At 63.8% G+C, this 24999-nt stretch carries 25 protein-coding genes and 1 pseudogene; 14 read left to right on the plus strand and 12 right to left on the minus strand.

The window, feature by feature from the left end; all coding sequences use genetic code 11:
- The first annotated feature begins 89 nt into the window (after window positions 1-89).
- On the plus strand, window positions 90-1199 hold the full coding sequence (locus tag BVG79_RS08965; RefSeq protein WP_085786586.1) for a pyridoxal phosphate-dependent aminotransferase: 1110 nt from the start codon (window positions 90-92) through the stop codon (window positions 1197-1199).
- A 15-nt stretch (window positions 1200-1214) separates the two neighbouring features.
- Here the strand turns inward: BVG79_RS08965 and BVG79_RS08970 are convergent, their stop codons facing one another.
- Complete coding sequence (locus BVG79_RS08970) at window positions 1215-2420, minus strand: pyridoxal-phosphate-dependent aminotransferase family protein (RefSeq protein WP_085786587.1); 1206 nt, start codon at window positions 2418-2420, stop codon at window positions 1215-1217.
- 169 nt (window positions 2421-2589) lie between these two features.
- Between BVG79_RS08970 and BVG79_RS08975 the strand changes: the two genes are divergently transcribed.
- Both BVG79_RS08975 and ygfZ read left to right on the plus strand, forming a co-directional pair.
- A complete protein-coding gene (locus BVG79_RS08975; protein ID WP_236951344.1) occupies window positions 2590-3297 on the plus strand; it encodes a phosphatase domain-containing putative toxin in 708 nt (235 codons plus the stop codon).
- Between the two features lie 73 nt (window positions 3298-3370).
- Window positions 3371-4111 carry a CAF17-like 4Fe-4S cluster assembly/insertion protein YgfZ gene (gene ygfZ / locus BVG79_RS08980; RefSeq protein ID WP_236951345.1) on the plus strand — a complete coding sequence of 247 codons (741 nt, stop codon included), beginning with the start codon at window positions 3371-3373 and terminating at the stop codon, window positions 4109-4111.
- A gap of 6 nt (window positions 4112-4117) precedes the next feature.
- Here the strand turns inward: ygfZ and BVG79_RS08985 are convergent, their stop codons facing one another.
- Window positions 4118-4978, minus strand: a complete 861-nt coding sequence (locus BVG79_RS08985; protein WP_085786588.1) for an inositol monophosphatase family protein — start codon at window positions 4976-4978, stop codon at window positions 4118-4120.
- 89 nt (window positions 4979-5067) lie between these two features.
- Window positions 5068-5631: an elongation factor P gene (gene efp, locus BVG79_RS08990; RefSeq protein ID WP_085786589.1), complete on the minus strand. Its 564-nt coding sequence runs from the start codon at window positions 5629-5631 to the stop codon at window positions 5068-5070.
- A gap of 239 nt (window positions 5632-5870) precedes the next feature.
- Between efp and BVG79_RS08995 the strand changes: the two genes are divergently transcribed.
- Entirely contained in the window at window positions 5871-6194 is a 324-nt protein-coding gene (locus tag BVG79_RS08995) for a DUF6280 family protein (RefSeq protein WP_085786590.1), read from the plus strand.
- A gap of 92 nt (window positions 6195-6286) precedes the next feature.
- Here the strand turns inward: BVG79_RS08995 and BVG79_RS09000 are convergent, their stop codons facing one another.
- Window positions 6287-7312, minus strand: coding sequence for a DUF2125 domain-containing protein (locus BVG79_RS09000; protein ID WP_236951346.1), 1026 nt, complete (start codon window positions 7310-7312; stop codon window positions 6287-6289).
- A gap of 154 nt (window positions 7313-7466) precedes the next feature.
- On the opposite strand from BVG79_RS09000, the gene BVG79_RS09005 reads away from it, so the two are divergent.
- Both BVG79_RS09005 and BVG79_RS09010 read left to right on the plus strand, forming a co-directional pair.
- Window positions 7467-8621, plus strand: coding sequence for a biopolymer transporter ExbB (locus BVG79_RS09005; protein WP_085786592.1), 1155 nt, complete (start codon window positions 7467-7469; stop codon window positions 8619-8621).
- A 4-nt stretch (window positions 8622-8625) separates the two neighbouring features.
- On the plus strand, window positions 8626-10056 hold the full coding sequence (locus BVG79_RS09010; protein WP_085786593.1) for a peptidoglycan -binding protein: 1431 nt from the start codon (window positions 8626-8628) through the stop codon (window positions 10054-10056).
- Here the strand turns inward: BVG79_RS09010 and BVG79_RS09015 are convergent.
- Window positions 10053-10655: a GntR family transcriptional regulator gene (locus BVG79_RS09015; RefSeq protein ID WP_085786594.1), complete on the minus strand. Its 603-nt coding sequence runs from the start codon at window positions 10653-10655 to the stop codon at window positions 10053-10055. The genes BVG79_RS09010 and BVG79_RS09015 overlap by 4 nt on opposite strands.
- Before the next feature lie 61 nt (window positions 10656-10716).
- Between BVG79_RS09015 and BVG79_RS09020 the strand changes: the two genes are divergently transcribed.
- On the plus strand, window positions 10717-11184 hold the full coding sequence (locus BVG79_RS09020) for an OsmC family protein (RefSeq protein WP_157115666.1): 468 nt from the start codon (window positions 10717-10719) through the stop codon (window positions 11182-11184).
- Here the strand turns inward: BVG79_RS09020 and BVG79_RS09025 are convergent, their stop codons facing one another.
- Complete coding sequence (locus BVG79_RS09025; protein WP_085786596.1) at window positions 11185-12126, minus strand: isopenicillin N synthase family dioxygenase; 942 nt, start codon at window positions 12124-12126, stop codon at window positions 11185-11187.
- Between the two features lie 126 nt (window positions 12127-12252).
- Here BVG79_RS09025 and BVG79_RS09030 point away from each other — a divergent pair, with 126 nt between their 5' ends.
- From BVG79_RS09030 to BVG79_RS09045, 4 genes are all read left to right on the plus strand, one after another.
- Window positions 12253-12924, plus strand: coding sequence for a glutathione S-transferase family protein (locus BVG79_RS09030; protein ID WP_236951347.1), 672 nt, complete (start codon window positions 12253-12255; stop codon window positions 12922-12924).
- A 103-nt stretch (window positions 12925-13027) separates the two neighbouring features.
- Window positions 13028-14992: a DNA topoisomerase IV subunit B gene (parE, locus tag BVG79_RS09035; protein WP_085786597.1), complete on the plus strand. Its 1965-nt coding sequence runs from the start codon at window positions 13028-13030 to the stop codon at window positions 14990-14992.
- Complete coding sequence (locus BVG79_RS09040) at window positions 14985-15596, plus strand: VOC family protein (protein ID WP_085786598.1); 612 nt, start codon at window positions 14985-14987, stop codon at window positions 15594-15596. Before parE ends, BVG79_RS09040 begins: the two co-directional genes overlap by 8 nt.
- Before the next feature lie 63 nt (window positions 15597-15659).
- Window positions 15660-16373 (plus strand): J domain-containing protein, encoded by a 714-nt coding sequence (locus BVG79_RS09045; RefSeq protein ID WP_085786599.1) that lies wholly within the window; start codon window positions 15660-15662, stop codon window positions 16371-16373.
- Here the strand turns inward: BVG79_RS09045 and BVG79_RS09050 are convergent.
- Window positions 16370-18032: pseudogene (locus BVG79_RS09050) on the minus strand (NAD+ synthase). The gene BVG79_RS09045 and the pseudogene BVG79_RS09050 overlap by 4 nt on opposite strands.
- Window positions 18033-18222: 190 nt before the next feature.
- On the opposite strand from BVG79_RS09050, the gene BVG79_RS09055 reads away from it, so the two are divergent.
- The 3 genes from BVG79_RS09055 (at window position 18223) to BVG79_RS09065 (ending at window position 22064) form a co-directional block, all read left to right on the plus strand.
- Window positions 18223-19653, plus strand: coding sequence for an MORN repeat-containing protein (locus BVG79_RS09055; RefSeq protein WP_236951348.1), 1431 nt, complete (start codon window positions 18223-18225; stop codon window positions 19651-19653).
- A gap of 237 nt (window positions 19654-19890) precedes the next feature.
- Window positions 19891-21483 (plus strand): 2-isopropylmalate synthase, encoded by a 1593-nt coding sequence (locus BVG79_RS09060; RefSeq protein WP_085786600.1) that lies wholly within the window; start codon window positions 19891-19893, stop codon window positions 21481-21483.
- An 86-nt stretch (window positions 21484-21569) separates the two neighbouring features.
- A complete protein-coding gene (locus BVG79_RS09065) occupies window positions 21570-22064 on the plus strand; it encodes a DUF4174 domain-containing protein (protein ID WP_085786601.1) in 495 nt (164 codons plus the stop codon).
- Window positions 22065-22116: 52 nt separating this feature from the next.
- On the opposite strand, the gene BVG79_RS09070 is transcribed toward BVG79_RS09065, so the two are convergent.
- The 5 genes from BVG79_RS09070 to BVG79_RS09090 all read right to left on the minus strand — a co-directional run bounded on the left by BVG79_RS09070 (window position 22117) and on the right by BVG79_RS09090 (window position 24995).
- A complete protein-coding gene (locus BVG79_RS09070) occupies window positions 22117-22335 on the minus strand; it encodes a hypothetical protein (protein WP_085786602.1) in 219 nt (72 codons plus the stop codon).
- A gap of 156 nt (window positions 22336-22491) precedes the next feature.
- Window positions 22492-22836 carry a hypothetical protein gene (locus BVG79_RS09075; RefSeq protein WP_085786603.1) on the minus strand — a complete coding sequence of 115 codons (345 nt, stop codon included), beginning with the start codon at window positions 22834-22836 and terminating at the stop codon, window positions 22492-22494.
- Window position 22837: 1 nt separating this feature from the next.
- Complete coding sequence (locus BVG79_RS09080) at window positions 22838-23212, minus strand: DUF6497 family protein (protein WP_157115667.1); 375 nt, start codon at window positions 23210-23212, stop codon at window positions 22838-22840.
- A 127-nt stretch (window positions 23213-23339) separates the two neighbouring features.
- The gene (locus BVG79_RS09085; protein ID WP_085786605.1) at window positions 23340-24092 is read right to left on the minus strand and encodes a YebC/PmpR family DNA-binding transcriptional regulator; all 753 of its coding nucleotides are present in this window, start codon (window positions 24090-24092) and stop codon (window positions 23340-23342) included.
- A gap of 87 nt (window positions 24093-24179) precedes the next feature.
- Window positions 24180-24995 (minus strand): TIGR00282 family metallophosphoesterase, encoded by an 816-nt coding sequence (locus tag BVG79_RS09090; protein WP_085786606.1) that lies wholly within the window; start codon window positions 24993-24995, stop codon window positions 24180-24182.
- Window positions 24996-24999: the final 4 nt, after the last annotated feature.

Below are 24999 nucleotides of genomic sequence, written 5' to 3' on the forward strand. Positions count from 1 at the left end.
CCGCTGGCGGCGGCCATGGAAAGGGTCTGCTGTTGCGCAGGGGGCGCGCCCTACGCTAGGCATGGGGCGACACTTGCAAAGGCACCGCCATGACCGATCCGCGCCTGACACCGCTTGCCGCCAGCCTGCCGGCCACCGTGCCCTTTGTTGGCCCCGAAACGCAAGAACGCGCGGCGGGGCGCGCCTTTACCGCCCGCATCGGCGCGAACGAGAACGTCTTTGGCCCCTCGCCCCGCGCGATCCACGCGATGGAGGCCGCCAGTGCAGAGGTTTGGAAATACGCCGATCCCGAGAACTTCGATCTGCGCCACGCGATTTCGCACCACCACGGCGTGCCGCCCGAAAACATCGCGATTGATGCGGGGATCGACACCCTGCTGGGGCTGCTGGTGCGGCTGACGGTGACTGCGGGCGACAAGGTGGTGACATCGGCGGGGGCCTACCCGACCTTCAACTTCCACGTCGCGGGTTTTGGCGGCGAATTGGTCACCGTGCCCTATGCCGATGACCACGAAGACCCCGCCGCGCTGATTACAAAGGCGGTCGAGGTCGGGCCGAAGCTGATTTATATTGCCAACCCCGACAACCCGATGGGCACATGGCACAGCGCCGAGGTGATCCAGCGCATGATCGACGCGGTGCCCGCAGGCAGCTTGCTGGTGCTGGACGAGGCCTACATCGAGTTCGCCCCCGAGGGCACCGCCCCTGCGCTGGATGTGCACGACACCCGCGTGATCCGTCTGCGGACGTTTTCCAAGGCTTACGGGATGGCGGGGGCGCGTGTGGCCTATGCCATCGGCGCGCGCGATCTGATTGCCGCGTTTGACCGCGTGCGAAACCATTTTGGCATGAACCGCACGGCGCAGATCGGCGCGGTGGCGGCCATTCAGGACCAAGGCTGGATCGACCACGTGCGCAGCCGTGTTGGCGTAGCCCGCGACAAGATTGCCGAGATCGCGGCGGCGAACGGGCTGGTCTGCCTGCCATCAGCGACGAATTTCGTGGCGATCGATTGTGGGCAGGACGGTGCCTTTGCCCGCCGCGTGCTGGACGCGCTGGTCGCGGCGGGAATCTTTGTGCGGATGCCCAGTGTCGCGCCGCTGAACCGCTGCATCCGCGTATCGGCTGGCACGCCGAGCGATCTGGATGCGTTCGAGTTGGAATTACCCAAAGCGTTGGCGAAGGCGCGGGCCGGTTGACGGCCCGCTGCGAGTTCAGGCGGTAGCGCTGGTCGCGTCGGCGATGACGGTCACAGCTGCCTCGAGCGCGCCGCGGCCGTGCGGGATGTTCAGGGCCTTCAGCCCCGCATCCATCGCGCCCAGCACCCCCAAGATACCGTGGGCATTCACGTGGCCCATATGCGCGACACGGAAGTAATCGTCGCCCTGTTCGCGTCCGATGCCGACACCCAAGGTGACGCCGGTGAAGGTTTCGGTCCAGTTGCGCAGGCGCAGACCGTTGCCCGGCCCCGCGATGGCCGATGTGACCGCATGGGCGCGCAGGGCCGGATCGGCGACGCAGAGCGCGACGGGGCCTTGTTCTGCCCACACGTCGAACGCGGCCCAGACGCTGCGGGCCAGAACGGCATGGCGGTTCAGCACGTTATCCAGCCCCTCGGCCATGATCATATCAAGCGCGGCGCACAGGCCGTGCAGGTGCTGGACGGGCGGGGTTCCGCCAAAGCGCCAATGAAAGGGGTTGTCGGGCAGACGGGTTTGCACGTCCCAATAGGCGGGCACCACGCCCAGCGCGCCGCGCGCGGCGATGGCCTGCGGCCCGAAGTAGACGAAGCAAATACCGGGGGGCACCATCAGCCCCTTTTGACTGGTGGCGACGACGACATCGACGCCCCATGCGTCCATCTCGAACCGGTCGCAGCCCAGCGAGGCGATGCAATCGACCATGAACAGCGCGGGGTGGCCCGCATCATCCAGCGCCGCGCGGATTGGCGCGACGGGGTTGCACAGGCCGCTGGCGGTATCGACATGGCTGAGGAAGACCGCCTTGTAGGGCGTTTTATTCTGCGCCAGATCGGCGGCCAGCGCATCGCGGGTGCGCGCGGGGTCGGCGCCGTCGGTCAGGCCGAAGTCGATCACATCCACATCGGCGCCCATGCGGCGCGCCTGATTGGCCCACCCTTGCCCGAACAGCCCCGTCGAGAGGACGAGGACGCGGTCGCCCGCCTGCAGGGTGTTGGCCATCGCAGCCTCCCATGCGGCGTGGCCGTTGCCGACGTAGATGATGGGTTCGGCCACCGTGGTCATGGCCAGCGCCTTTAGCGCGGGGTAGATCGTATCGGCCATTTTGGCCATGTCGGCCCCGTAGATGTCGTCGGACGTGCGGTGCATGGCACGCAGCACCGCGTCGGGCGAGATGGACGGGCCGGGGATAGCTAGATGCGTTCTGCCGTTGGCAAACATGGAAATAAAGTCCGCGCTAAGAAAGTGGCTGTAAGGTGGGTCAACCCATGTGCCACCAGCGCCGCTACGTCAATGACCCTGTGCACGTCATCGGCCGTTTTCTACGGACTGCCATGATGATGTTACATCAGGCTTTTACGCATCAGGCGCGATTGAGCGAGCAATACAGATGCGACAGGATTTCGTGCCGGACTACGCAGGCGCACACGGCCAAGACATGGTCGGGCGAGAGCTGATTGACCCAGAGTTGATCGATATTGCCAACGTCGCGCGGCCACGGTCGTTGTTGGCGCGGCTGGATGTGTTGTTTCGCGACCATGCGATCTTGCGGTTCAGTTGGGCGAATGCGCACCAGATTTGCCCCGGTGTCTGGCGCGCGAACCACCCCGTTTGCGGGCGGCTGCGCCATCTGCGCAAGCAGGGGATCACGTCTGTATTAACGTTGCGCAGCAGCAAGTTAAGCATTCCGACCTGTTTTACCGCTGCGACCTGCCACGAATTGGGGCTGAAACTGTATGCGGTGGGGTTACAGGCCCGCAGCGCACCCACGCGCGCGTCGGTGCTGCGCCTGTTTAACACCTTTCGCCAGATCGAGCGGCCGTTTGTGATGCATTGCAAATCGGGGGCGGATCGGTCGGGGTTTGCGGCGGCGCTTTATTTGATGGCGTTCGAGGGGCAGCCGCTGGCGGTGGCGCGCAAGCAGTTATCGCTGAAGTATCTGCATGTGCGGTCCTCGCGCGCGGGGGTGCTGGATCATATATTGGATCTATACGCAGCCGATACGGCAGATGCGCCGATGGGGATCGAGGCGTGGTTTGCCACCCGCTATGACGCTGCCGCCGCGCACGAAAGCTTTTTGCGCACGCGCGGGCGTTGACCGGCTGCCCGCTGTCGACCCTGCGCGGTGGGGGGTATATGGTGGCAACACCCGCACGGTTGGAGACATGGAAATGAGCGATGCACGTCAGGTTTTTGCGATCACCGGCAGTGACCGGTTGGGGTTTTTGCAAAATCTGGTGACGAACGATCTGCGCAAGGCCGAAGGCGCGCTGGTTTATGCCGCGCTGCTGACCCCGCAGGGCAAGTTCATCGCCGATTTCTTTGTCCACGAGACGGGCGATATGATGCTGCTGGATGTCTCGGCCGCGCTGGCGCCGGTGCTGGTGCCGCGGCTGAACATGTATCGCCTGCGCGCCGATGTGCAGATTGCGCCCAGCCCGATGGTTGTCTCGCGCGGGACGGGACCTGCGCCGGTGGGGGCCCTGCCCGACCCGCGCGATGCGCGGTTGGGCTGGCGGCTGTATGGCCCAGAGGATCTGTCGGACGCGACCGATTGGGATGCGCTGCGTGTGGCGCTGCTGGTGCCGGAAGCGGGCATCGAATTGACGGGCGACAGCTATATTCTGGAACAGGGGTTCGAGCGGCTGCACGGCGTCGATTTTCGCAAGGGCTGTTATGTCGGGCAGGAAGTGACCGCCCGCATGAAGCACAAGACCGAGCTGCGTAAGGGCTTGGCCCGTGTGGAAATTCACGGCGATGCTGCCCCCGGCACGCCGATTATGGCGGGCGATCGCGAGGCGGGCACCTTGCTGACACGGGCGGGCGATCAGGCGATTGCTTATTTGCGGTTCGACCGCGCCGAGGGGCCGATGCAGGCGGGTGATGCGGTGGTCACGCGCCTGCCCGATTGACGCGCGCTAGTTGCCCGCCAGTTCCTTGGCATCGGCCTGCAGAAAGCGGAACCGGTCGGCGACAAGCTGCCAGATGTCTTCGTTCGCGGCGGTCACCAGATAGCCGTGGCGGCGGGCGACGTTGTAATCCTCGCCATCGATAAAGCGGGCGACGCCGCCGGCCCCGCGCACGGCGACGACGCCTGCGGCGTGGTCCCACGGGTTGGGGATGTGGTGGCTGACCAGAAATTCGGCCTGCCCGCGCGCGATCATGCGGTATTCATGGCACGAACAGCGCAGCGCGGTGGCGCCGGCAAAACCGTCCATCGCGGCGGTCACGGTTTGGCGATGATGGCGGGCCATAATCTCGAAAGGGACGAAGCCTGTCATGCAGGCGATGTCGGTTTCGGAGGAGGTTTGCGTGGTCTGGCTGAAGCCATCGGCGGTGACAAAGCGCGTGGGCTGGCCCGCGTGCGCAACGACCCAGTCTTGCGTAACAGGATCGTAGAGCACGCCGAATTCGGGCACCTGCCCCCGCGCGACGGCTAAGATCATTCCGAACAGCGCCACGCCTTTGGTGAAGTTCCACGTGCCATCGACAGGGTCGAGGATCACGCAAGGGTCCGCACGGCCGATGTCGGCACGCAGGGCGGGGTTTTCGGAAATCGCTTCCTCGCCCACCACCAGCGCGTCGGGCATGACGGTGGGGATTTGCGCGGTCATCATGCGTTCGGACAGGATGTCGGCGGCGGTCACAAGATCGCCCGGGTGGGATTTGGTCGCGATCTCGGATGATTTGAGGTTGCGGAAGCGGGGCAGGATCTCGGCTGTGGCGGCGGCGCGCATGATCGCGATCAGATCATGTTCCAGTTGGGGGGAAACGGGCATGGCTCTCTCGTGCTGCGGATATGCTAGTCTGACCATGAAAAAAGGCCCGGCGCTAGTCGCACCGGGCCTTTTGCAGACAATTGCGGCGATCAGGCGCGCTCGGAATATTCCATCGTCTCGGTGTTGACGATGATCAGCTCGTCTTGGCCGACGAAGGGGGGCACCATCACGCGCACGCCGTTATCCAAGATGGCGGGCTTGAAGCTTTTGGCGGCGGTTTGGCCTTTGACGACAGGCTCGGTCTCGGCGATGCGGCAGGTGACTTTGGGGGGCAGCGCGACGTTCAGGGCTTCCTCGCCGAAGTATTCGATCATGATGGTCATGCCGTCTTGCAAGAACGGGCGGCGATCACCCAGCAAGTCAGCCGACAGTTCGGTTTGCTCGAACGTTTCGGTGTCCATAAAGGTCAGGATGCCGTCGGTTTCATAGAGGAACTGTTGGTCCTTGCGTTCCAGGCGGACGCTGTCGACCTTGTCTTCCGACCGGAAGCGTTCGTTCAGCTTGCGGCCATCGCGCAGGTTTTTCAGTTCGACCTGCGCAAAGGCACCGCCCTTGCCCGGCTTGACGTGGTCGACCTTGACCGCAGCCCACAGGCCCCCGTCATGATCCAGAATGAAGCCGGGTTTAATCTCGTTTGCGTTGATCTTGGCCATGATGCTCTTTGCGCGGAAGGGGGTGCGGGTTGAACCGCCATGAGCCGCGCCTATATCGAGGGCACTGGCGTCTGACAAGCATTTGCCGAAAGGTCAATCGTTCGCGAACTGCCCAGTTTGCGTGCAAGTTATGCACCCAATGCATGACAGGCATGCAAAATAAAAATCCCTGATTCGTGCCACACTGGCGTAATCGGGGGGTCCTGAGAAGGAAGTTCTAATCAACCGAGGGGAAAGAGATGAAGGAATTCGTCGACAGCACCGCTTACAACAACGAACAAGGCAACCGTGCGCGGAAGCTGTTCGCCGCTGTTGTGCTGGCGGCCCTCGATGACGCAATCGCAGATGATAAGAAATACGGCAATGGCCCCGAACAGATCGCCCGTTGGGCGCGTTCGCGCGATGGGCGCGAAGTTCTGTCCTGTGCCGGCATCGACCCGAACGAACGTGTGGTTTCTGGGCTGATGGATTTCGTATCGAAGGGTGTTCGCACATCCGTCGCGCTGTCGCGCGAGGAAAGCGAGCGTCGTCACGCCGCCGAAGAAGAAGCCCGCGCCGCCTAAGGCCAGGGTTGTTTCACCGGGCTGCTAAGGCCGGTGCATGAAAAAGCGTGGCCCCCTGCCGGGGACCGCGCTTTTTACGTTTTGCGGGGTTGTTAGCGAGCGGGCTGCAAGATGGCGGGCAGCGGCATCAGCGGGATCGGGCCATAGCGCAGCACCCCTTGCGAAACGGTTAAGGTCAGCGACAGCGACTCACCCTGCCCCAGCGCGCCCAGCAGCATTGCCAGTTGGTCGGCCCGTTCGGGCAGCAGGGCGCCTGCGGCAACCGCCAGATCGATCAGTTTGCGCCAGCCGTTCAGGGTGACGGCGACCTCGCCCTCGGCGCGGCCGGTGGCGTCGGGGTGCAGTGTGCCGGTGGCCGTTAGTTGCACATCGCCCCATTGCAGGTGGACGCGGCGCAGGTTCACGCTGTCCAGCGGCGGCATGGTGGTCAGGTGGCGGTCGATCGGCGCGGCCAGTGCGACTTGCAGGTCGATGTCGATGGCGGCGATGGCAGGGGGCAGCGTATTTTGCGGGTCAAGCGCGGCGCGGATGCCCGCGGGCAGCACAAGGTTCTGCACCCCAGCATAGGTATCGTAGACCGGCAGGTCGGTTTGCGGGGCGGCTGCGCCATCTTCAGTCTCGGGTGCGGTGCGCATGGCCACCAGCAACCGGTCGAGGCGCGCCTGCCAGCCGAAATCGGATGTCAGCACCAGATCGCGCCCGTCGATTGTGGCTTCCTCGAGCGGAAGGTCGGTCGAGAGGCCGATGCGGCCCGAGCCCATCATGCTGCTGCTATCGACGGCGATCGGCTGGCCGAACAGGGTGATTTGCTGCGTTTGCGGCCAGCGGGCGACGATTTTATGCGGTTGGTACGAGATCGCGTAGACTTTGAACGAGGGCGTTTGCCAGCCCAGATCCTGCGCGGGGTTATAGAGGTTCAGGTTGGTGACCGTCGTATCGAAGCGCGACGGGAATCCCACGGTATCAAGCGTATCGTAGTCGATCTGCCAGCCATAGGCGGGCAGGTTTTTGACCAACGCGTCGATGCGCTGTGTTAACTGCGCGTGCCCGACGAACCAGTAGCCGCAATACAACGCCAATGCGGTCAGCACGACCACCAACATCCAAACCAGACGCAAATCGGCCTCCTTCGGGGGACAAGTTGCCCCCTTCCTAACCCGTCGGGCGACAAAGAGCCAGATTGCGGGGACAATCACGCGAAAAGGCGTTCAAATCCGCAGGATTTGCGCCTATTCCTTGGCGGCAAGTCCAACCGACAGAAAGACGCGATTGATGGAACTGAACTCGGCTGCGGCGAAGTCCCGCTTTTCGCAACCGCTACAGCAATTGCTGGCGATGCTGGTGGTGGTCTTGTTGGTGGCGGCGGGCTATTGGTTCGTCCACACCACGATTGAGGGGATTTTCTGGACCAACCCCTATTTGAACGGTTTGATCGCGGCGGTGTTTGTGGTTGGGGTCGCGGCCTGTTTCTTGCAGGTTTTCGCGCTGATGCGGGCGATTTCGTGGATCGAGACCTTTGTGCGGCTGCCCGCGGGCGTGCCCGAGCGCACGCCGCTGCTGCTGGCGCCGCTGGCCGCGCTGCTGAAGTCATCGCGCAACCAGCGTTTGCAGCTGAGCCCTTCGTCCAGCCGGACGATTCTGGAGACGGTGGGGCAGCGCATTGACGAGGCGCGCGAGTTCAGCCGCTATTTGGCGAATACGCTGATTTTTCTGGGCTTGTTGGGCACGTTCTATGGTTTGGCGACGGCTGTGCCTGCGCTGGTCGACACGATCCGGTCGCTGAACCCGCAAGGGGACGAGACGGGCGCTGCGATTTTCGCGCGTCTGCAGGCGGGCCTCGAGACGCAGTTGGGCGGCATGGGCACGGCGTTTTCGTCGTCGCTGCTGGGGCTGTCAGCCTCGTTGATCATTGGTTTGCTGGAGCTGTTCGCAGGGCGCGGGCAGAACCGGTTCTACAATGAGTTGGAGGACTGGCTGTCATCCTTCACGCGGGTCACCTATTCGGGCGCGACCAGCGGCGAGGATGGCACCGAGACATCCGTGCTGGCGCTGGTGATGGGCCAGTTGACTGACCAGTTGGCCAAGCTGCAGGGCCAGATGACCACATCGCAAGAGGCGAGCGAGACGACCGCGGCCCAAATGCAGACCATTGCCACCAGCCTGAGCGGCCTGATGGGCCGGATGGAAGGCGAGGCCACCGCTTTGGCCCGCATCGCCGAGGGGCAGGACAAGCTGGTGACCCTGTTGGCCCAGCGCGAGGGGGTGGCCGATGGGTTCGACCCCGAAAGCCGGATGCGGCTGCGCTCGATCGACGGGCAGATGAACCGCGTGATCGAGGAGTTGACCGCCAGCCGTCAGGAATCGATCGCCGAGCTGCGCGGCGACATTGCCACCTTGACGCGCACCCTGCGCGAAGTGGCGAGCTGATCCGATGGCGCTGCGCCGCAATACCGAACGGTTCAATACGAATGTCTGGCCGGGGTTCGTCGATGCGATGACCGGCCTATTGCTGGTCTTGCTGTTCGTGCTGTCGATTTTTACCGTCGTGCAGTTTGTGCTGCGCGAGGAAGTTTCGGGGCAAGAGCAGCAGCTGGGGCAACTGAGCACCGATCTGGCCGCGCTGAACGCGGCGCTGGGGTCCGAGCGGAGCCGCAGCGCGACGCTGTCGCAGTCGCTGGCCGAGCGTGACGGGCAGATTGCCAATTTCGAGGATCAGGTGGCCGCCCTGCTGGCCAACCGCACCGACCTGCAAGGGCAAGTCGACAGTGCCGCCGAGGAGGCGCGTTTGGCCGAGGCCCGCCGCGCCGCGATGGAGGCGTTGATTGCCAGCCTGCAGGACGAGCGCGACAGCGTCAGCACTCGCGTGTCGGATTTGGAGGCGCAGCAACTGCTGGACGCCGCCGCCGCGGAGGCTTTGCGCGCGCGGCTGGAGGATTCGGATGCGCAGTTGACCGCCATGAGCCTATCGTTGGAGGCCGAGCGCAAGCGCGCCGAGGACACTCTGACCCTGCTGGCCGCCGCCCGCGCCGCGCAGGCCGAGTTGGAAGCCGCCCAGACCGGGGCGCTGACCGACAGCCAGCGACAGGCCGCGCTGCTGGCCTTGGCGCAAGACCAGTTGGCGCAGCAAGAGGCGATCTCGGCGCAATCGCAGTTGCAGGTCGAGGCGCTGAACGCGCAGGTCTCTGCGCTGCGGGCCCAGCTGGGGGATTTGCAGGGGCTGTTGGATGCATCAGGCGCGGCAGATAGCGCGGCGCAGGTGCAGATCGAAACGCTGGGGACGCAGTTGAATGCCGCCCTCGCCCGTGTTGCGGCCGAGCAAAGCCGTGCCCGCGCGCTAGAGGAAGCCGAGCGGCAGCGGCTGGAGGAGGAAGCCGCCCGCCTTGCCGCCGAGGCCGAGAGCTTGGAGCAGTACAAGTCGGAATTCTTTGGCAGCCTGCGCACCTTGCTGGACGGGCAAGAGGGCGTGCAGATTGTGGGCGACCGCTTTGTATTCTCGTCCGAGGTATTGTTCGAGCCGGGCAGTGCGACTCTGTCGGCCGAGGGCGAGGCCGAGATTGCCAAGGTGGCTGTGATGCTAAAGCGGATTGCGACCGAAATCCCACCCGGGATCGATTGGGTGATCCGCGTGGACGGGCACACCGACAACACCCCCCTGTCGGGCACCGGCGAATTTGCCAACAACTGGGAACTGTCGCAGGCGCGCGCTTTGTCGGTCGTGCTGTATATGATCAACAGCCAAGGCATTCCGCCGAACCGGCTGGCGGCCAACGGGTTTGGTGAATACCAGCCCCTGAACCCCGCCAACACGCCCGAAGCGCGGGCGCAAAACCGCCGGATCGAACTGAAGCTGACCGAGCGCTAGGCCCCCAGCAGCGCATCGGCCGCCGCGCCGATATGCTGTTGCAGCACCGCGACGGCGGTTTGTGCATCGCCCTGCGCAAAGGCCAGCGCCAGCGCATCGTGGTCGGCCAGCCAGCGCGGGGTATCGCTGGCGAGGGTGTCGTAGCCGCTGGCGTGGATCGTGCAAATCCGGCGCAAGTCGCGCACGAGGGCGCATTGGCGCGGGCGCGCGGCAGGCGCGTAGAGGGCTGCGTGGAAGTCCCAATCACCCGCGGGCCAGCCTGTTTTGCCCGCCGTCAGCGCGGTGCGGCGCAGAGCATATTCGACATCGAGCCGCGCGACGGCATCGGCTGCGGCGATGGCGCGCTGCAGCAAATCGCATTCCAGCAACAGGCGTAGATCATAGACCTCGCGCAGGGCGGCGGGGTCGAGGTGGATGACCCGCGCCCCCTTGCCGGGGACGACCTCGACCAGTTTTTCGGCGGCGAGGGCTTGCAGCGCGTCGCGCACGGGGATGCGGCTGACGCCGTAGTCACGCGCCAGATCGCTTTGCGACAGCACGGTGCCGGGCGGGTGGGTGCCGAGCAAGATCGCCTCGCGCAGATGTTCGACAATATCCATTTCGCCCCTGCCCTTCTGTGTGTATACCCGTATACAGCGAATCTTTATGGCGGGGCAACGGGTGGATCACAGTTACAGCACGCGCGTCATTTGGACGGGCAACACCGGCAGCGGCACGGCCACTTATGGCGGCTATGCGCGCAGCTGGGACATCGCCGCGCCGGGAAAGCCGGTCGTGTCGTGTTCGAACGACCCGCTGCTGGGTGGTGACCCCACCAAGATGAACCCCGAGGATTTGTTGCTGAGCGCTTTGGCCGCCTGTCACATGCTGTGGTATCTGCATTTCGCCGCCGAGGCGGGCGTTGTGGTGGTGCGCTATGTCGATAGCCCAGTGGGGGTGGGCACCGTCGGCAACGGGGGCGCGGGGCAGTTTACGGCGGCAACCTTGCGCCCGCATGTCACGGTAAAGGCGGGCACCGATCTGGCGGTAGCAACGGCGCTGCATGGCAAGATCGGTGCGGTGTGTTTTATCGCGCGGTCGGTGAACTTTCCGGTTCACCACGCGCCGCGCTTTAGCATCGAGGGGTAATTACTGCGTCGCTGTGAACTTGCCCATCAGATACGGGCCGGATTCGACCGGCGGATAGGCATCCGAGCCGTCGAGCGGGGTGATCGTCGCCTGCCAGTCGGGTTGGTGGAAAAAGGCGAGGCTTTGGCGGGCGGGTTGGTTGGGGATGACCACGACGCGGTGCAGGGTCGAGACCCAGCGGTCGGCTGTCCAGCGGGCCATCAGATCGCCGATATTGATGACGAAGACGCCCGGCTCGGCCGGCACCTCGACCCAGCTGCCCGAGGGGTGGAAGATCTCGAGGCCGCGCGAGCCCGCCTGCGGCAGCAGGATCGTCAGCGAGCCGTAGTCTGTGTGCGCGCCCGCGCGCTGCTGCGCGGCAAGGGCGGTGACGCCCGTGGTGGCGGGGTAGTTCAACGCGCGCAGGGCCGAAACAGGATGTTGCAGGAACTGGTCGAAATAGTCGGGCGCCAGATCCAACGCCTCGGCAAAGGCGGACATGACGCGTTTAGCCAGATCCTCGAGGGCGGCGTAATAGGCCTGCCATGCGGGGCGGAAGGCGGGCATATCGGGCCAGAGGGTGGGCGAGTAGCAGAATTTGACTGCCTCGGGCGGGGCATTTTCGGGCATGGAGAGCGGGCCGCCGTTGAAGCTTTCCTTTAGGTCTGGCGGGGTATCTTCGCCTTTGGATTTGGCCAGCGCCTCGGCATTAGGGCCAAGCCAGCCGTAGGGGTAGCCGGGGTATGGCGCCTTGACCTTGGCTTTATCGGCGGGGCTTTGGGCGAAGAACGCTTGGGCCGCCGTCCAGACGGCATCGATCACATCGGGTGCGACGCCGTGCCCGCGCAGGATGAGAAAGCCGGTTTCGCGGCAGATACGGTCGATTTCGGCGGCGCGGGCGCGGCGGTCATCGCCGGTGGCAGATTCGAAGGCGGCAAGGTCAAAGGATGGGAATTGCGACATATTTCTGGGGCCCTGTTGGTTATTATATGCAGCGACGATGCGCTGGCGCGAAACGCATGACAAGCTGGCGCGAAAGCCCTATGCAGTTTTTCAACGAATAGCCCCAAGACGAAGCGGAGTTTGCCCATGCCCCACCCGATGCTTGAACTATATGGTGTCCACCGCAGCCGCGCGACGCGCAACGTGTGGCTGGCGCTGGAGGCAGGGATCGACCTGCAGATCGTTCCCGTGGAACTGGCGGGGCGTGTTGCCGACCCGCTGGCCGCAGATGCACCGCTGAACACCAAGAGCCCCGCGTTTTTGGCGATTAACCCGATGGGTGGTGTGCCGGTTTTGAAAGATGGCGATTTGGTGGTCAGCCAGTCGTTGGCGATCAACCTGCATTTGGCGCGCGCTTATGGCGGCGATTTGGGGCCGCGCGATTTGACCGAAGCCGCGCAGATCGACCAGTGGACGCTGTTTGCCGCGACCGACGTCGAGGCCCACACCCTGCGCATTCAGACGCTGGTCGGCAAGGGAGCGACGGATGACGCGCTGGCCGAGGCCGCCGAGAAATACGCCCGCCCCCTGACCGCGCTGGAGGGGTATCTGGCGGATCACAGCTATCTGGTGGGCGACCGTTTCACCGTGGCCGACATCAACCTGTGCGAGATTTTGCGCTATGCCACCGCGATGAAAGGGGCCTATGCCCCCTACCCCGCGACGCAGGCCTATCTGGCCCGCCAGCAGGCCCGCCCTGCATTCAAACAGATGTGGGCGCTACGCGAGGCCGAAGGGCGCGCAGCCGCGGGCCATTAGCGTCGGCAGCGACAGGGGAAGCGGCGACGGAAGCGGCGGCGGGGCCTTCTATTCCGGTCGCCGCTTTGTCATAATCAGGCAAAGCAATCGAGTGAGGTGATACATGGCGGACGACCTTCTGGCCGGAAGCGGGGCGCAGGGCAATGAATACAACGCCGCCTCGATCGAGGTACTGGAAGGGCTGGAACCTGTCCGCAAGCGCCCCGGCATGTATATCGGCGGCACAGACGAGCGCGCGCTGCACCACATGGTGGCGGAAATCCTCGATAACTCGATGGACGAGGCGGTGGCTGGGCACGCCAACCGGATCGAGGTCGAGCTGCACGCCGATTATTCGGTTACCGTGCGCGATAATGGCCGCGGCATTCCGGTCGACCCGCACCCGAAATTCCCCGATAAATCCGCGCTAGAGGTGATTTTGTGCACCCTGCACGCGGGGGGTAAATTCTCGAATAAAGCCTATTCGACATCAGGCGGGTTGAACGGCGTCGGATCGTCGGTCGTGAACGCGCTGTCGGATTTGATGCGGGTCGAGGTCGCGCGTAACCGCGAGCTTTACGTCCAAAGCTTCTCGCGCGGGGTGCCGCAGGGGCCGGTGGAAAAGGTCGGCGCGGCCCCGAACCGCAAGGGCACATCGGTCACCTTCCACCCTGATGCCGAGATTTTCGGCTCGCTCAAGCTGAAGCCTGCCCGTCTGTTCAAGATGGTGCGATCCAAGGCCTATCTGTTTTCGGGCGTCGAGATTCGCTGGAAAACCGCCATCGACGACGGCGAGACCCCTGCCGAGGCGACATTCAAATTCCCCGGCGGTCTGGCAGATTATCTGGCCGATGTGCTGAAAGACACTCAGACCTATGCCGAGAAGCCCTTTGCCGGGAAGGTGAGCTTCGAGGAGAAGTTCAGCGTTCCGGGCAGTGTGGAATGGGCGATCAACTGGTCGGCCATGCGCGACGGGTTCATCCTGTCCTACACCAACACCGTGCCGACGCCCGAGGGTGGCACCCACGAGGCCGGTTTCTGGGCGGCTGTTTTGAAGGGCGTGAAATCCTATGGCGAGCGGGTAAACAACCGCAAAGCCAAGGACATCACCCGCGAGGATTTGTTGACGGGCGGCTGCGCGCTGCTGTCGATTTTCATTCGCGAACCCTCGTTCGTGGGGCAAACCAAGGATCGTTTGTCGACCGAGGAAGCCGCGAAATGGGTCGAGCTGGCCGTGCGCGACCACTTTGACAACTGGCTGGCCGCCGACCCCAAATCCGCGCGCGAGATTTTGGACTTCCTTGTGCTGCGTGCCGAGGAACGCTTGCGCCGCCGTCAGGAAAAGGAAACGCAGCGCAAATCGGCCACCAAGCGGTTGCGCCTGCCCGGCAAGCTGACCGACTGTTCCGCCAAGGTGCGCGACAATACCGAACTGTTCTTGGTCGAGGGTGACTCGGCTGGCGGGTCGGCCAAGGGCGCGCGATCACGCGAGACGCAGGCTATTTTGCCCCTGCGCGGCAAGGTGCTGAACGTGATGGGCGCCGCTGCGGGCAAGCTGAACCAGAACCAAGAGCTGAGCGATATTTGCGAGGCGCTGGGTGTGCAGATGGGCAGCAAGTTCAACACCGAAGACCTGCGGTACCAGCGCATCATCATCATGACCGATGCTGACGTCGATGGGGCGCATATTGCCAGCTTGCTGATGACGTTCTTTTTCACCCAGATGCGCCCACTAATTGAAAAGGGTCACCTGTTCTTGGCCTGCCCGCCGCTTTATCGCCTGACCCAAGGGGCGAACCGGCTGTATGTCGCCGATGATGCCGAAAAGGATTATTGGATGCAAAAGGGCCTTGGCGGGCGCGGCAAGATCGACGTGCAACGGTTCAAAGGTTTGGGCGAGATGGACGCCAAGGACCTGAAAGAAACCACGATGGACCCCAAGACCCGCAAGCTGATCCGCGTGACAATCGCGGATGAAGAGCCGGGCGAGACATCGGATCTGGTCGAGCGGTTGATGGGCAAAAAGCCCGAGCTACGCTTCCAATATATTCAGGAAAACGCGCGTTTCGTCGAGGAACTGGATGTCTGACCTTGCCCTTGACCACATCGCCGTCTGCGCCCGCACGCTGGACGAGGGCTGCGATTGGGTCGAGGCGCGGCTGGGTGTGCGCCCGCGCGCGGGCGGCAAGCATGCGCGCTATGGCACGCACAACGCCCTGCTGGGGATGGGCGAGGGGTTCTATTTCGAAGTGATCGCCCCCGACCCCGAAGCTGCGGTTTCGGGGCCGCGCTGGTTCGGGTTGGACCACCCGCCCGCCGTGCCCTGCATCGGCAACTGGATTTGCCGCACGCCGCGAATTGACGCGCTGGACACGCCGGTGCCTGCGGGCAATGTGATCGCGCTGGAACGTGGCGCGTTGCAATGGGATATTACCGTGCCGCCCGATGGCAGCCTGCCGCTGGACGGTGCCTTTCCCACCTTGATTGCGTGGACGGCGGGCACCCACCCTGCCCTGACCTTGCAAGATAGCACACTGCGTCTGCAGCGGCTGCACATAAGCCACCCGCAGATCCATCTTGTGCAACCGTGGTTAAACGTGCATCTTGCCGATCCTCGAGTCGTCTTGCACGCGGGCCCTGTGGGGATGCGTGCCGATTTTGCCGGACCGAAGGGCGATGTAACGCTGGGCTAGTGTTACAGCCGTCTGACGTGGAATTCATTGGACGACCGTAACCCCCTTGTAAGAAAAGCGCGCATGTCAATTTGGTCCCGCATATCAGAAGCTTTGGCCGCCCTTGCCCATGGCGAGGGGTTGTTTGCCGCGCTGGAACGCTTGCGCACGCCGCCCGAGCAGTCGGTGGCGTTCACCATCGCCGTGATTGCGCTGGGGGCCAAGATCGCCAAGGCCGACGGTCTGGTAACCCGCGACGAAGTATCCGCGTTTCGCGATGTGTTCGAGATTGGCGAGAACGACTGTGCGCAAGTCTCGCGCGTGTATGATTTGGCGCGGCAGGATGTGGCGGGGTTTGATGCCTACGCCCACCGCGTGGCCGATATGTTCGCCGGAAACCCCGATACGCTGAAGGACTTGCTGGAAGGCCTGTTCCACATCGCTATCGCCGATGGGGATTATCACCCGGCCGAAAACCTGTTCCTGCGCGAGGTGGCGCAGATTTTCGGGTTTAGCGAGTCGGAATTCGCCTGCCTACGCGCGCGGGTGCTGCCCGCAGATTTTCCGGGGTCGGATGATGACCCCTACCATGTCCTGGGTGTACCGCCCGACACGCCGATGGATGACATCCGCGCTGCGTGGCGGTCGCTGGTGCGCGAAAACCACCCCGACCGCCTCAGCGCGCGCGGGGTTCCCAACGAGGCGGTGAAGCTGGCCGAGAAGCGGCTGATCGCCGTGAACCGCGCGTGGGATATGATCAGTGGCAAATCCGCCCCGCAGGTGTTGCACCCCGCCTAAGCGGGGTCGCGCCAGCGGTTCACGATGGGGTAGCGGCGATCCAGCCACAGCGCGCGGCGCGACAGTTTCACCCCCGGCGCGGACTGGAACCGTTTGTATTCGCTGATCGCGACCAGATGTTCGACCCGCTTCACCGTGGCGTGGTCATAGCCCGCCGCGACGCAATCGGCGACCGAGGCGTCGCGGTCGACCATCATATCCAAGATCGCGTCCAGCACGGGGTACGGGGGCAGCGAGTCTTCGTCTTTCTGGTCGTGGCGCAGCTCGGCGCTGGGGGGGTTTGGTGATGATGCGCGGCGGGATGACCTGCCCTGCGGGGCCCGCCATCCAGTCGCGGTGGTTTTCGTTGCGCCAGTGCGAGACGGCAAAAACGCGGGTCTTGAACAGGTCTTTGATCGGGTTGTAGCCGCCGTTCATGTCGCCGTAGATGGTGCAGTAGCCGACGCACATCTCGCTTTTGTTGCCGGTGGTCAGCAGCATTTCGCCCAGTTTGTTCGACTGGGCCATCAGCAGCAGGCCGCGCATGCGGGACTGCAGGTTTTCCTCGGTCACATCGGCGGGGCGGCCGGCGAACAGGTGCGCGAGCGCGGCCTCGGCCGCTGCGACGGGGCCGCCGATTTCGACCGTATCCAGCTGAATGCCCAGCGCAGTGGCAACGCCCTCGGCGTCGGTCAGGCTGCCGGTTGACGTGTATTGCGAGGGCAGCATTACCCCGCGCACGTTTTGCGGGCCCAGCGCATCGGCGGCGATGGCGGCGACCAGCGCCGAATCGATCCCGCCCGACAGGCCCAGCAGCACGCGGCTAAAGCCGGATTTGCGGACGTAATCGCCCAGCGCCAGCACCATGGCCTGGTAATCGAGCTCGTGTTCATCGGGCACATGCGCAAGCGTTTGGCGCTGGGGCTGCCAGCGCCCGCCCTGCTGCACAAAGTCGACATGGGCAATCTGTTCGATGAAGAACGGCAACTGCCCGACCAGCGCGCCGCCTTGCGCCAGCACGAATGATCCGCCGTCAAACACCTGATCGTCCTGCCCGCCCACCATGTTGACATAGACCAGCGGCAGGTCGTTTTCGGTCACGCGCGCCACCATGCGCTGGATGCGCACGTCGTATTTGCCGCGTGAATAGGGCGAGCCGTTTGGGACGACCAGCAGTTCGGCCCCTGATTCGGCCATAGCCTCGGCCACGTCGGGGAACCACGCGTCCTCGCAGATCGGCAGGCCGATGCGGGGGCCGCCCTCGAATGCGACGGGGCCGCTGATCGGGCCTTGCGTGAAATAGCGGTGTTCGTCGAAGACACCATAATTGGGCAGTTCGTGCTTGCGGATGATCGCCTGCACTTTGCCGCCCGCCAGCACGGCGTAGGCGTTGAACAGCGCGCCGTGTTCGGCCCATGGCAGGCCGATGCCCAGTGCGGGGCCGTCGGCCGTGTGCGCGGCCAGATCGTTCAGCGCGGCCGCCGCGTCGCGTTGGAATGCGGGGCGCTGCACCAAGTCTTGCGCCTGATAGCCGATCAGGAACATCTCGGGCAGCACGACGAAGTCGCTGCCGTCGCTGCGGGCCTGTTGCCACACCGCCAGCGCACGCGCGGCGTTCGCCGCGATGTCGCCCACGGTTGGATTAAGTTGGGCCATGGTCAGGCGGAAACTGTCGGCCATTCGTCGATCCCTTATGCGCGTCACCTTAGCATGCGATGTATCAGATAAGCCGCCAAGCGAAACCCGCGATGATTTTCGCCCATTGCGAGGCCGGTCGCGGGGGAAAGTTGTCAGCCGCCCCTTCCCCCGCTAGTGTCGCGCCGATACTGTTGCCCCAGACGACCCCACTACAGCACGACGGACATACCAGATGCATCGCAACGCCCTGCGCATTCTTCCCCTGATCGGCGCCCTGTCGGCCAGCCTTGTTGCGCAGGCCGCCTTCGCCCAAGGGGTCGAGGTGAAGCAATACGCGAATGGCGGCGTCTATGAGGGGCAATTCCTCAACGGGCGCCAGCACGGTCAGGGCACATACCGCCTGCCCAACGGTTATGAATACACCGGCCAGTGGTTCGAGGGTGAGATCCGCGGCGACGGGCGCGCGACATTCCCCGGCGGCGATGTGTATGAAGGCACCTTTGCCAGCGGCAAGCCCGAAGGGACCGGTACCATCACCTATGCCGACGGCAGCACCTATACCGGCGAGTGGGTGGACGGAAAGCTGGAAGGCACCGGCGTGCTAACCTATGCCGATGGCAGCAAATACGACGGCGGCTTCCAGAACAACATGCCGTCGGGCGACGGTACGCTGACCATGCCCGACGGGTTCAGCTATACCGGCGGCTGGGTCAACGGCGTGCGCAACGGCACCGGCAAGATCACCTATGCCGATGGCGCGACCTATGATGGCGGCGTGAATGCGGGCCTGCCCGAGGGCGAGGGCGTCTTGGTGCAGGCAGACGGCACCCGTTACGATGGCGCGTGGGCCGCTGGTGCGATGACAGGCCAAGGCGTGATGACGCTGGCCAATGGCGACAGCTACACTGGCGGCTTTGCGAATGGTTTGTTCGACGGCACCGGCACGCTGACCTATGCGAACGGCGATGTTTACGAGGGCGGCTTCAGCGCGGGGCAGCGCAGCGGCCAAGGCATGTTCAGCGGGGCGAACGGCTATCTGGCTGAAGGGGTCTGGGCCGATGGCGCGCTATCGGGCGTTGCGACAGTGACCTACCCGGACGGCGCTGTGCTGGTGGCCAGTTTCGACAACGGGCTGGCCGAGGGGTCGGGTAAGATCACCTATTCCGATGGGGCTTTTTACGATGGTGACTGGCAGGGCGGCGTCATGGCTGGCCATGGCACCGTCACCTTTGCCAATGGCGAAAGCTATGTCGGCGATTTTGCGGGCGGCAAGATGCATGGCACCGGCAAGATGACCGGCGCGGATGGCAGCAGCTATGACGGCGCGTGGGCCAATGGCCTGCGCGAAGGGCAAGGCACCGCGCAATATGCCGATGGCAGCAGCTACACCGGCGCGTTTGTCGCCGGCCAGCGCGAAGGCCAAGGCACCCTGACCATGGCCGACGGGTTCAAATACGACGGCTATTGGGTCGGCGGCCTGATGGAAGGCCAAGGCACCGCCACCTACCCCGGCGGCGAGATTTATGAGGGGAATTTCAAGGCGGGCCGCCGCGACGGGCACGGCCGCCTGACCTACCCCGATGGCACGGTCGAGACCGGCGAATGGCAGGACGGCGCGATGGTCGAGCCTGCTGTCGTTCCTGCACCGGCTGCGGGCGAGTAGTTTTTCCAGCGCCCGCTTTTTATGCGCGTTTGCAAAGATTTCGCTTTTACTGCCTGACAAGCTGGTTATATTGCGCAGCATGAACACGCTTGGTTTCAACATTTCTGTTCGCGTCCTGTCGGGCGCAGCGCTTTCGGGGCTCCTCCTCCTTAGCCGCCTCTGAGCGTGCCATTTGGCGCGACCGCTCAGAGGTATGCACGCGCCGGATAGCCCTCTCAAACAGAAAAGTTTCCAGTTATGCCCCAGAACAATTTTGTCGCCGACAAGAACCGCGTCCTGATTTTTGACACCACGCTGCGCGATGGTGAACAGTCGCCCGGCGCGACCATGACCCATGCCGAAAAGCTGGAAATCGCCCAACTGCTGGATGAAATGGGTGTCGATATTATCGAGGCCGGTTTCCCCATCGCATCCGAAGGCGATTTTCAGGCTGTCAGCGAAATCGCCAAGATCACCAAGAATGCCACGATTTGCGGGCTGTCGCGCGCCAATATCCGCGATATCGACCGCGCGTGGGAAGCGGTGAAACACGCCGCCAGCCCGCGCATCCACACGTTTATCGGAACATCGCCGCAGCACCGCGCCATTCCGAACCTGACGATGGATCAGATGGCCGAGCGCATCCACGATACCGTGACCCACGCCCGCAACCTGTGCGACAATATCCAGTGGTCGCCGATGGACGCGACCCGCACCGAGCATGACTACCTGTGCCGTGTGGTCGAGATTGCGATCAGGGCCGGTGCCACCACGATCAACATCCCCGACACCGTCGGCTACACAGCCCCCAGCGAATCCGCCGATCTGATCCGCATGCTGCTGGAGCGCGTGCCGGGTGCGGACGAGGTTGTTTTTGCAACGCACTGCCACAACGATCTGGGCATGGCGACGGCGAATTCGCTGGCGGCTGTCGGCGCGGGCGCGCGTCAAATTGAATGCACGATCAACGGGTTGGGCGAACGAGCGGGCAACACCGCACTGGAGGAAGTCGTCATGGCGCTGCGCGTGCGCCACGACATCATGCCCTTTACCACGCGAGTCGACACGACCAAGATCATGCATATCTCGCGCCGCGTCGCGACTGTTTCGGGTTTCCCCGTGCAGTTCAACAAGGCGATCGTCGGCAAGAACGCATTCGCGCATGAATCCGGCATCCACCAAGACGGCATGCTGAAGTCCGCCGATACGTTCGAGATCATGCGCCCAGCCGATATTGGACTGGCCGGCACATCACTGCCCTTGGGTAAGCATTCGGGCCGTGCAGCCCTGCGCGCCAAGATGAAGGAACTGGGGATAGAACTGGGCGACAACCAGCTGAACGACCTGTTCGTCCGCTTTAAGGCGCTGGCCGATCGCAAAAAGGAAGTTTACGACGACGACCTGATCGCGCTGATCCAAGACGCTGACACGAACGAGGTGCACGACACGATTCAGGTCAAGCGCCTGCGCGTGATTTGCGGCACCGAGGGCCCGCAGGAGGCGCTGCTGACGCTGACGGTCGATGGGGTCGACAAAGCGGCCGACGCAACCGGCGACGGCCCCGTTGATGCGGCCTTCAGCGCGATCAAGGCGATTTATCCGCATGACGCCAAGCTGCACGTCTATCAGGTGCATGCGGTGACCGAGGGCACGGATGCGCAAGCCACCGTATCGGTGCGGATCGAGGAAGATGGCCGGATTGCCACCGGCATGTCGGCCGATACCGATACGATCACCGCGTCGGTCAAGGCCTATGTGAATGCGCTGAACCGGCTGATTGAACGGCGCAAGAAGACCGCGCCCCGGGTTGATGCCCGCGATGTCAGCTACAAAACGCCCGCCGAGGCGTGATCACTTCTTTTAAAAAGGGCCCCTACGGGGGCCTTTTTGCTGCCTTTGCCCTTCGCAGAAGGCCTTGTCTTCCTTATATCTTTGGCATGGACATATTTGCCCGACGCCCCGCCGCCCTGCTGCTTGCCCTAATCGGTGCCCTTTGGGGTGCCGCGCCGCTGCAGGCGCAGATCCTGACGCCCACCGCAATAGCCATTGCCGCATGGGAGGAAGACCGAACCATCGTAATCGACGCCGAGGGTTTGGACATGGCCGAGCTGGCTTATGTGGCGCGGCTTTTGGTGGTGTTTGCCGATAGCGCCGCGCAGCCGCAGTTTCAGCGCCAACTGGAATTGCTGGCCGAAGACCCAGAAAGTCTGGCGATACGCGATGTGATGGTGATTGCCGACACGCGCCCTGCCGATGGCAGTGCGATCCGCCGCCAGCTACGCCCGCGCGGGTTCAGTCTGGTGTTGGTAGAAAAAGACGGGCGCGTCGAATTGCGCAAGGCCGACCCGTGGAACCTGCGCGAAATCGCGCGGCAGATCGACAAAATGCCCCTGCGTATTCAAGAGATTAACAACGCCCTTGGCCGCAACTAGGCCCGAAAAAGCCGCCCTTCGATGAAGGGCGGCTTTCGCGATTGATACCGGATTAGCGGTAGCAGTTCGGGGCGTTCGGGGCGACCGAGCAGCTGACGGCACCAGCAGCGCCACCGATCAGCACGCCTTTGGTCACGCTTTCGCCGGTGACCGATGCAACTGCACCACCGATGAGGGCGCCGGTTGCGCCGCGTTCGATGTCGGTTTGGCCGCAAGCAGCCAGCGTAGCCGCGATGGCTGCAACGCCGACGAATTTCATCATGCTCTTCATGTTTTTCTCCTGCACAAGGGCCCGTTCATGCGGGACCTGATTATAAAGCCTGTTCGTATTGGCCCGAGTGTATCGCAGCCAAACCCCAACGCAAGGGCCGCTGTACGCGCGCGCAAGCGTGATCGGATCCTTGCCGATGACGCTGCGGCAGGGCGGTCAGTCGATGAGGCCGGGGAAATTCGCGCGGATTTTGTCGGGGTCCAGCTGCAGCATCGCCTCGTAGCTGGCGGGGTCGAAGTCTTCCTCGGCGGGGACTACTTCGCGCCCCAGCACCCAAGACAGTCGCCCTGCATCTAGGTTGCCACGCTCGAACGGCTCGTCGCCGAAATGCTCCCACAGCGCCAGCAGGAAGCCACGGTCGGCCTCGCGGTCGGCGGGGCGGCGGTCGGCAAAACGCTCGCGCGGGACGATTTTTGTCGCGCCATCGGCGTTGCCACGGCGGATGACGAACTGGAAGTCGGTGCCGGTCAGGCGTCCGGGAAAACCACGGTGTTTTAGCATGTCAGAATAGTCCCCATTCACAGGCGCCGTCGATCACGTCGAAGCCTTCAAAAAATTGCGGCACGTCCGATGTCGTATCCCCGAAATCCACCGGCGTGGCGGACAGGGAAATGACGATCTGCCCTGCGGCGGCCCCGTTTGCGGCCAGCGCCGGTAGCGCCAGTGTGCTGCACAGCCATTGCGCATCGTCCGTCAGGTCAGACGGCGGCGCGTCGGCGCCAGCCAATGCGGGCATCGTCAGGCGAAACCGCGCGATGTCGGCGTCGATCCGCACATCGTAAAGCTGCGCGGCACGCCCCGACGGGGCGGTTACATCCTGCGCTGCCAGCGGCCCTGCGGCCAACAGCAATGCGATTGCCAGACCATATACGCGCATACCCGCCCCCAAGGCCCCTACCCCGACATCATAGCGCGCCTGCGCGCGCTGCGCCACGGGGGGAGTGGGGATGAAAAATGCGGCCGCGCCGGTGGGCGGGCCGCATTTTTGGGCCGTCAGGCGCGGTTTAGCTGGCGGCGTATTCGGCCATCAGCTCGTCCGACGCTTCGATATTGCTGGTGACGTTTTGGACATCGTCGTCATCTTCCAGCGTTTCGATCAGCTTCATCAGCTTTTGCAGCGTTTCGAGGTCGGTGATCGGGGCGGTGGTTTGCGGACGCCAGACCAGCTTCGCGGTTTCCGATTCGCCAAGCGCTGCTTCCAGTGCCGAGGACACTTCGTTCAGGTCGGTATCGGCGCAATAGATCCAGTGGCCTTCTTCGTCCGATTCGACATCGTCGGCGCCCGCTTCCAGTGCGGCCATCATGACGGTGTCGGCATCGCCGACCTCGGCCTTGTAGGCGATTTCACCCTTGCGGTCGAACATGAACGAAACCGAGCCGGTTTCGCCCAGGTTGCCGCCGTTCTTGGTGAAGTACGACCGCACGTTCGACGCGGTGCGGTTGCGGTTGTCGGTCAGCGCCTCGACGATCACAGCCACGCCGTTCGGGCCGTAGCCTTCGTAGCGGATCGAATCGTAGGTTTCGGCATCGCCGCCTTGCGACTTCTTGATCGCGCGGTCGATAACGTCCTTGGGCACCGAGCTGGACTTGGCTTCCTTGACCGCCAAACGCAAACGCGGGTTCTTTTCGGGGTCAGGGTCGCCCATCTTTGCTGCGACGGTGATTTCCTTGGCAAGCTTCGAGAACAGCTTCGAGCGGATCGCGTCCTGCTTGCCCTTGCGGTGCTGAATGTTAGCCCATTTGGAATGGCCGGCCATGGTTCTGCGTATCCTTAAGGGAATTGATCGGCGTTTCTATATGCCAGCGGGCGCTTGTCCGACAAGCCCGCCACGGGGAAAAAGGGCCTAAAGCGGCCCGCTTTGCTGCAAACGGCCGCCTTGGCGGACCATTTCGATACGTGTGGCCTTGCCGGTGCGGTCATCGGTTTCGACGTAAAGGCCCGACAAAGTGGCCTCGCCCTCGGCCGGGGTGAAGCGGTCGCGCGGCATGCCGGTGATGAAACGGCGCATCGGTTCGGTCTTCTCCATCCCGATGACCGAGTTGTAGTCGCCGCACATGCCCGCATCGGTCATGTAGGCCGTGCCGCCCGGCAGGATTTGCGCATCGCCCGTCGGCACATGGGTGTGGGTTCCCACCGCGATCGAGGCGCGCCCGTCGCAGTAATGGCCGATGCCCATCTTTTCGCTGGTTGCCTCGCAGTGGATGTCGATCAGGCTGGCCTGCACGAGGCCGCCCAGCGGGTGCGTTTTCAGCACCGTATCCAGCGCGGAAAACGGATCGTCAAAGGGGCGCTTCATGAAGACCTGTCCCAGCACCTGCGCGACCAGCACTTTGCGGCCGCCGCGCGCGTCGAACACGCGGGCACCTTTGCCGGGGGCGACCTTGGAAAAGTTCAGCGGGCGGATCACGCGCGGTTCGGTTTCGATGAACTGCATCATGTCTTTTTGGTCGAAGGCATGATCGCCCAGTGTGACCACATCGGCCCCTGCCTCGAGGAAGCTTTTGCAGTGCGCGCCGGTCAGCCCCATGCCGCCGGATGCGTTTTCGCCGTTCACGACGACGAAATCCAGCCGCCATGCCTCGCGCAGGCGGGGCAGGTTTTCGGTTATGGCCCGGCGTCCAGCGCGGCCAACGACATCACCAAGGAATAATATCTTCATATCC

It is taken from the genome of Ketogulonicigenium robustum (genome assembly GCF_002117445.1).
In the GTDB taxonomy this organism is placed as follows: domain Bacteria; phylum Pseudomonadota; class Alphaproteobacteria; order Rhodobacterales; family Rhodobacteraceae; genus Ketogulonicigenium; species Ketogulonicigenium robustum.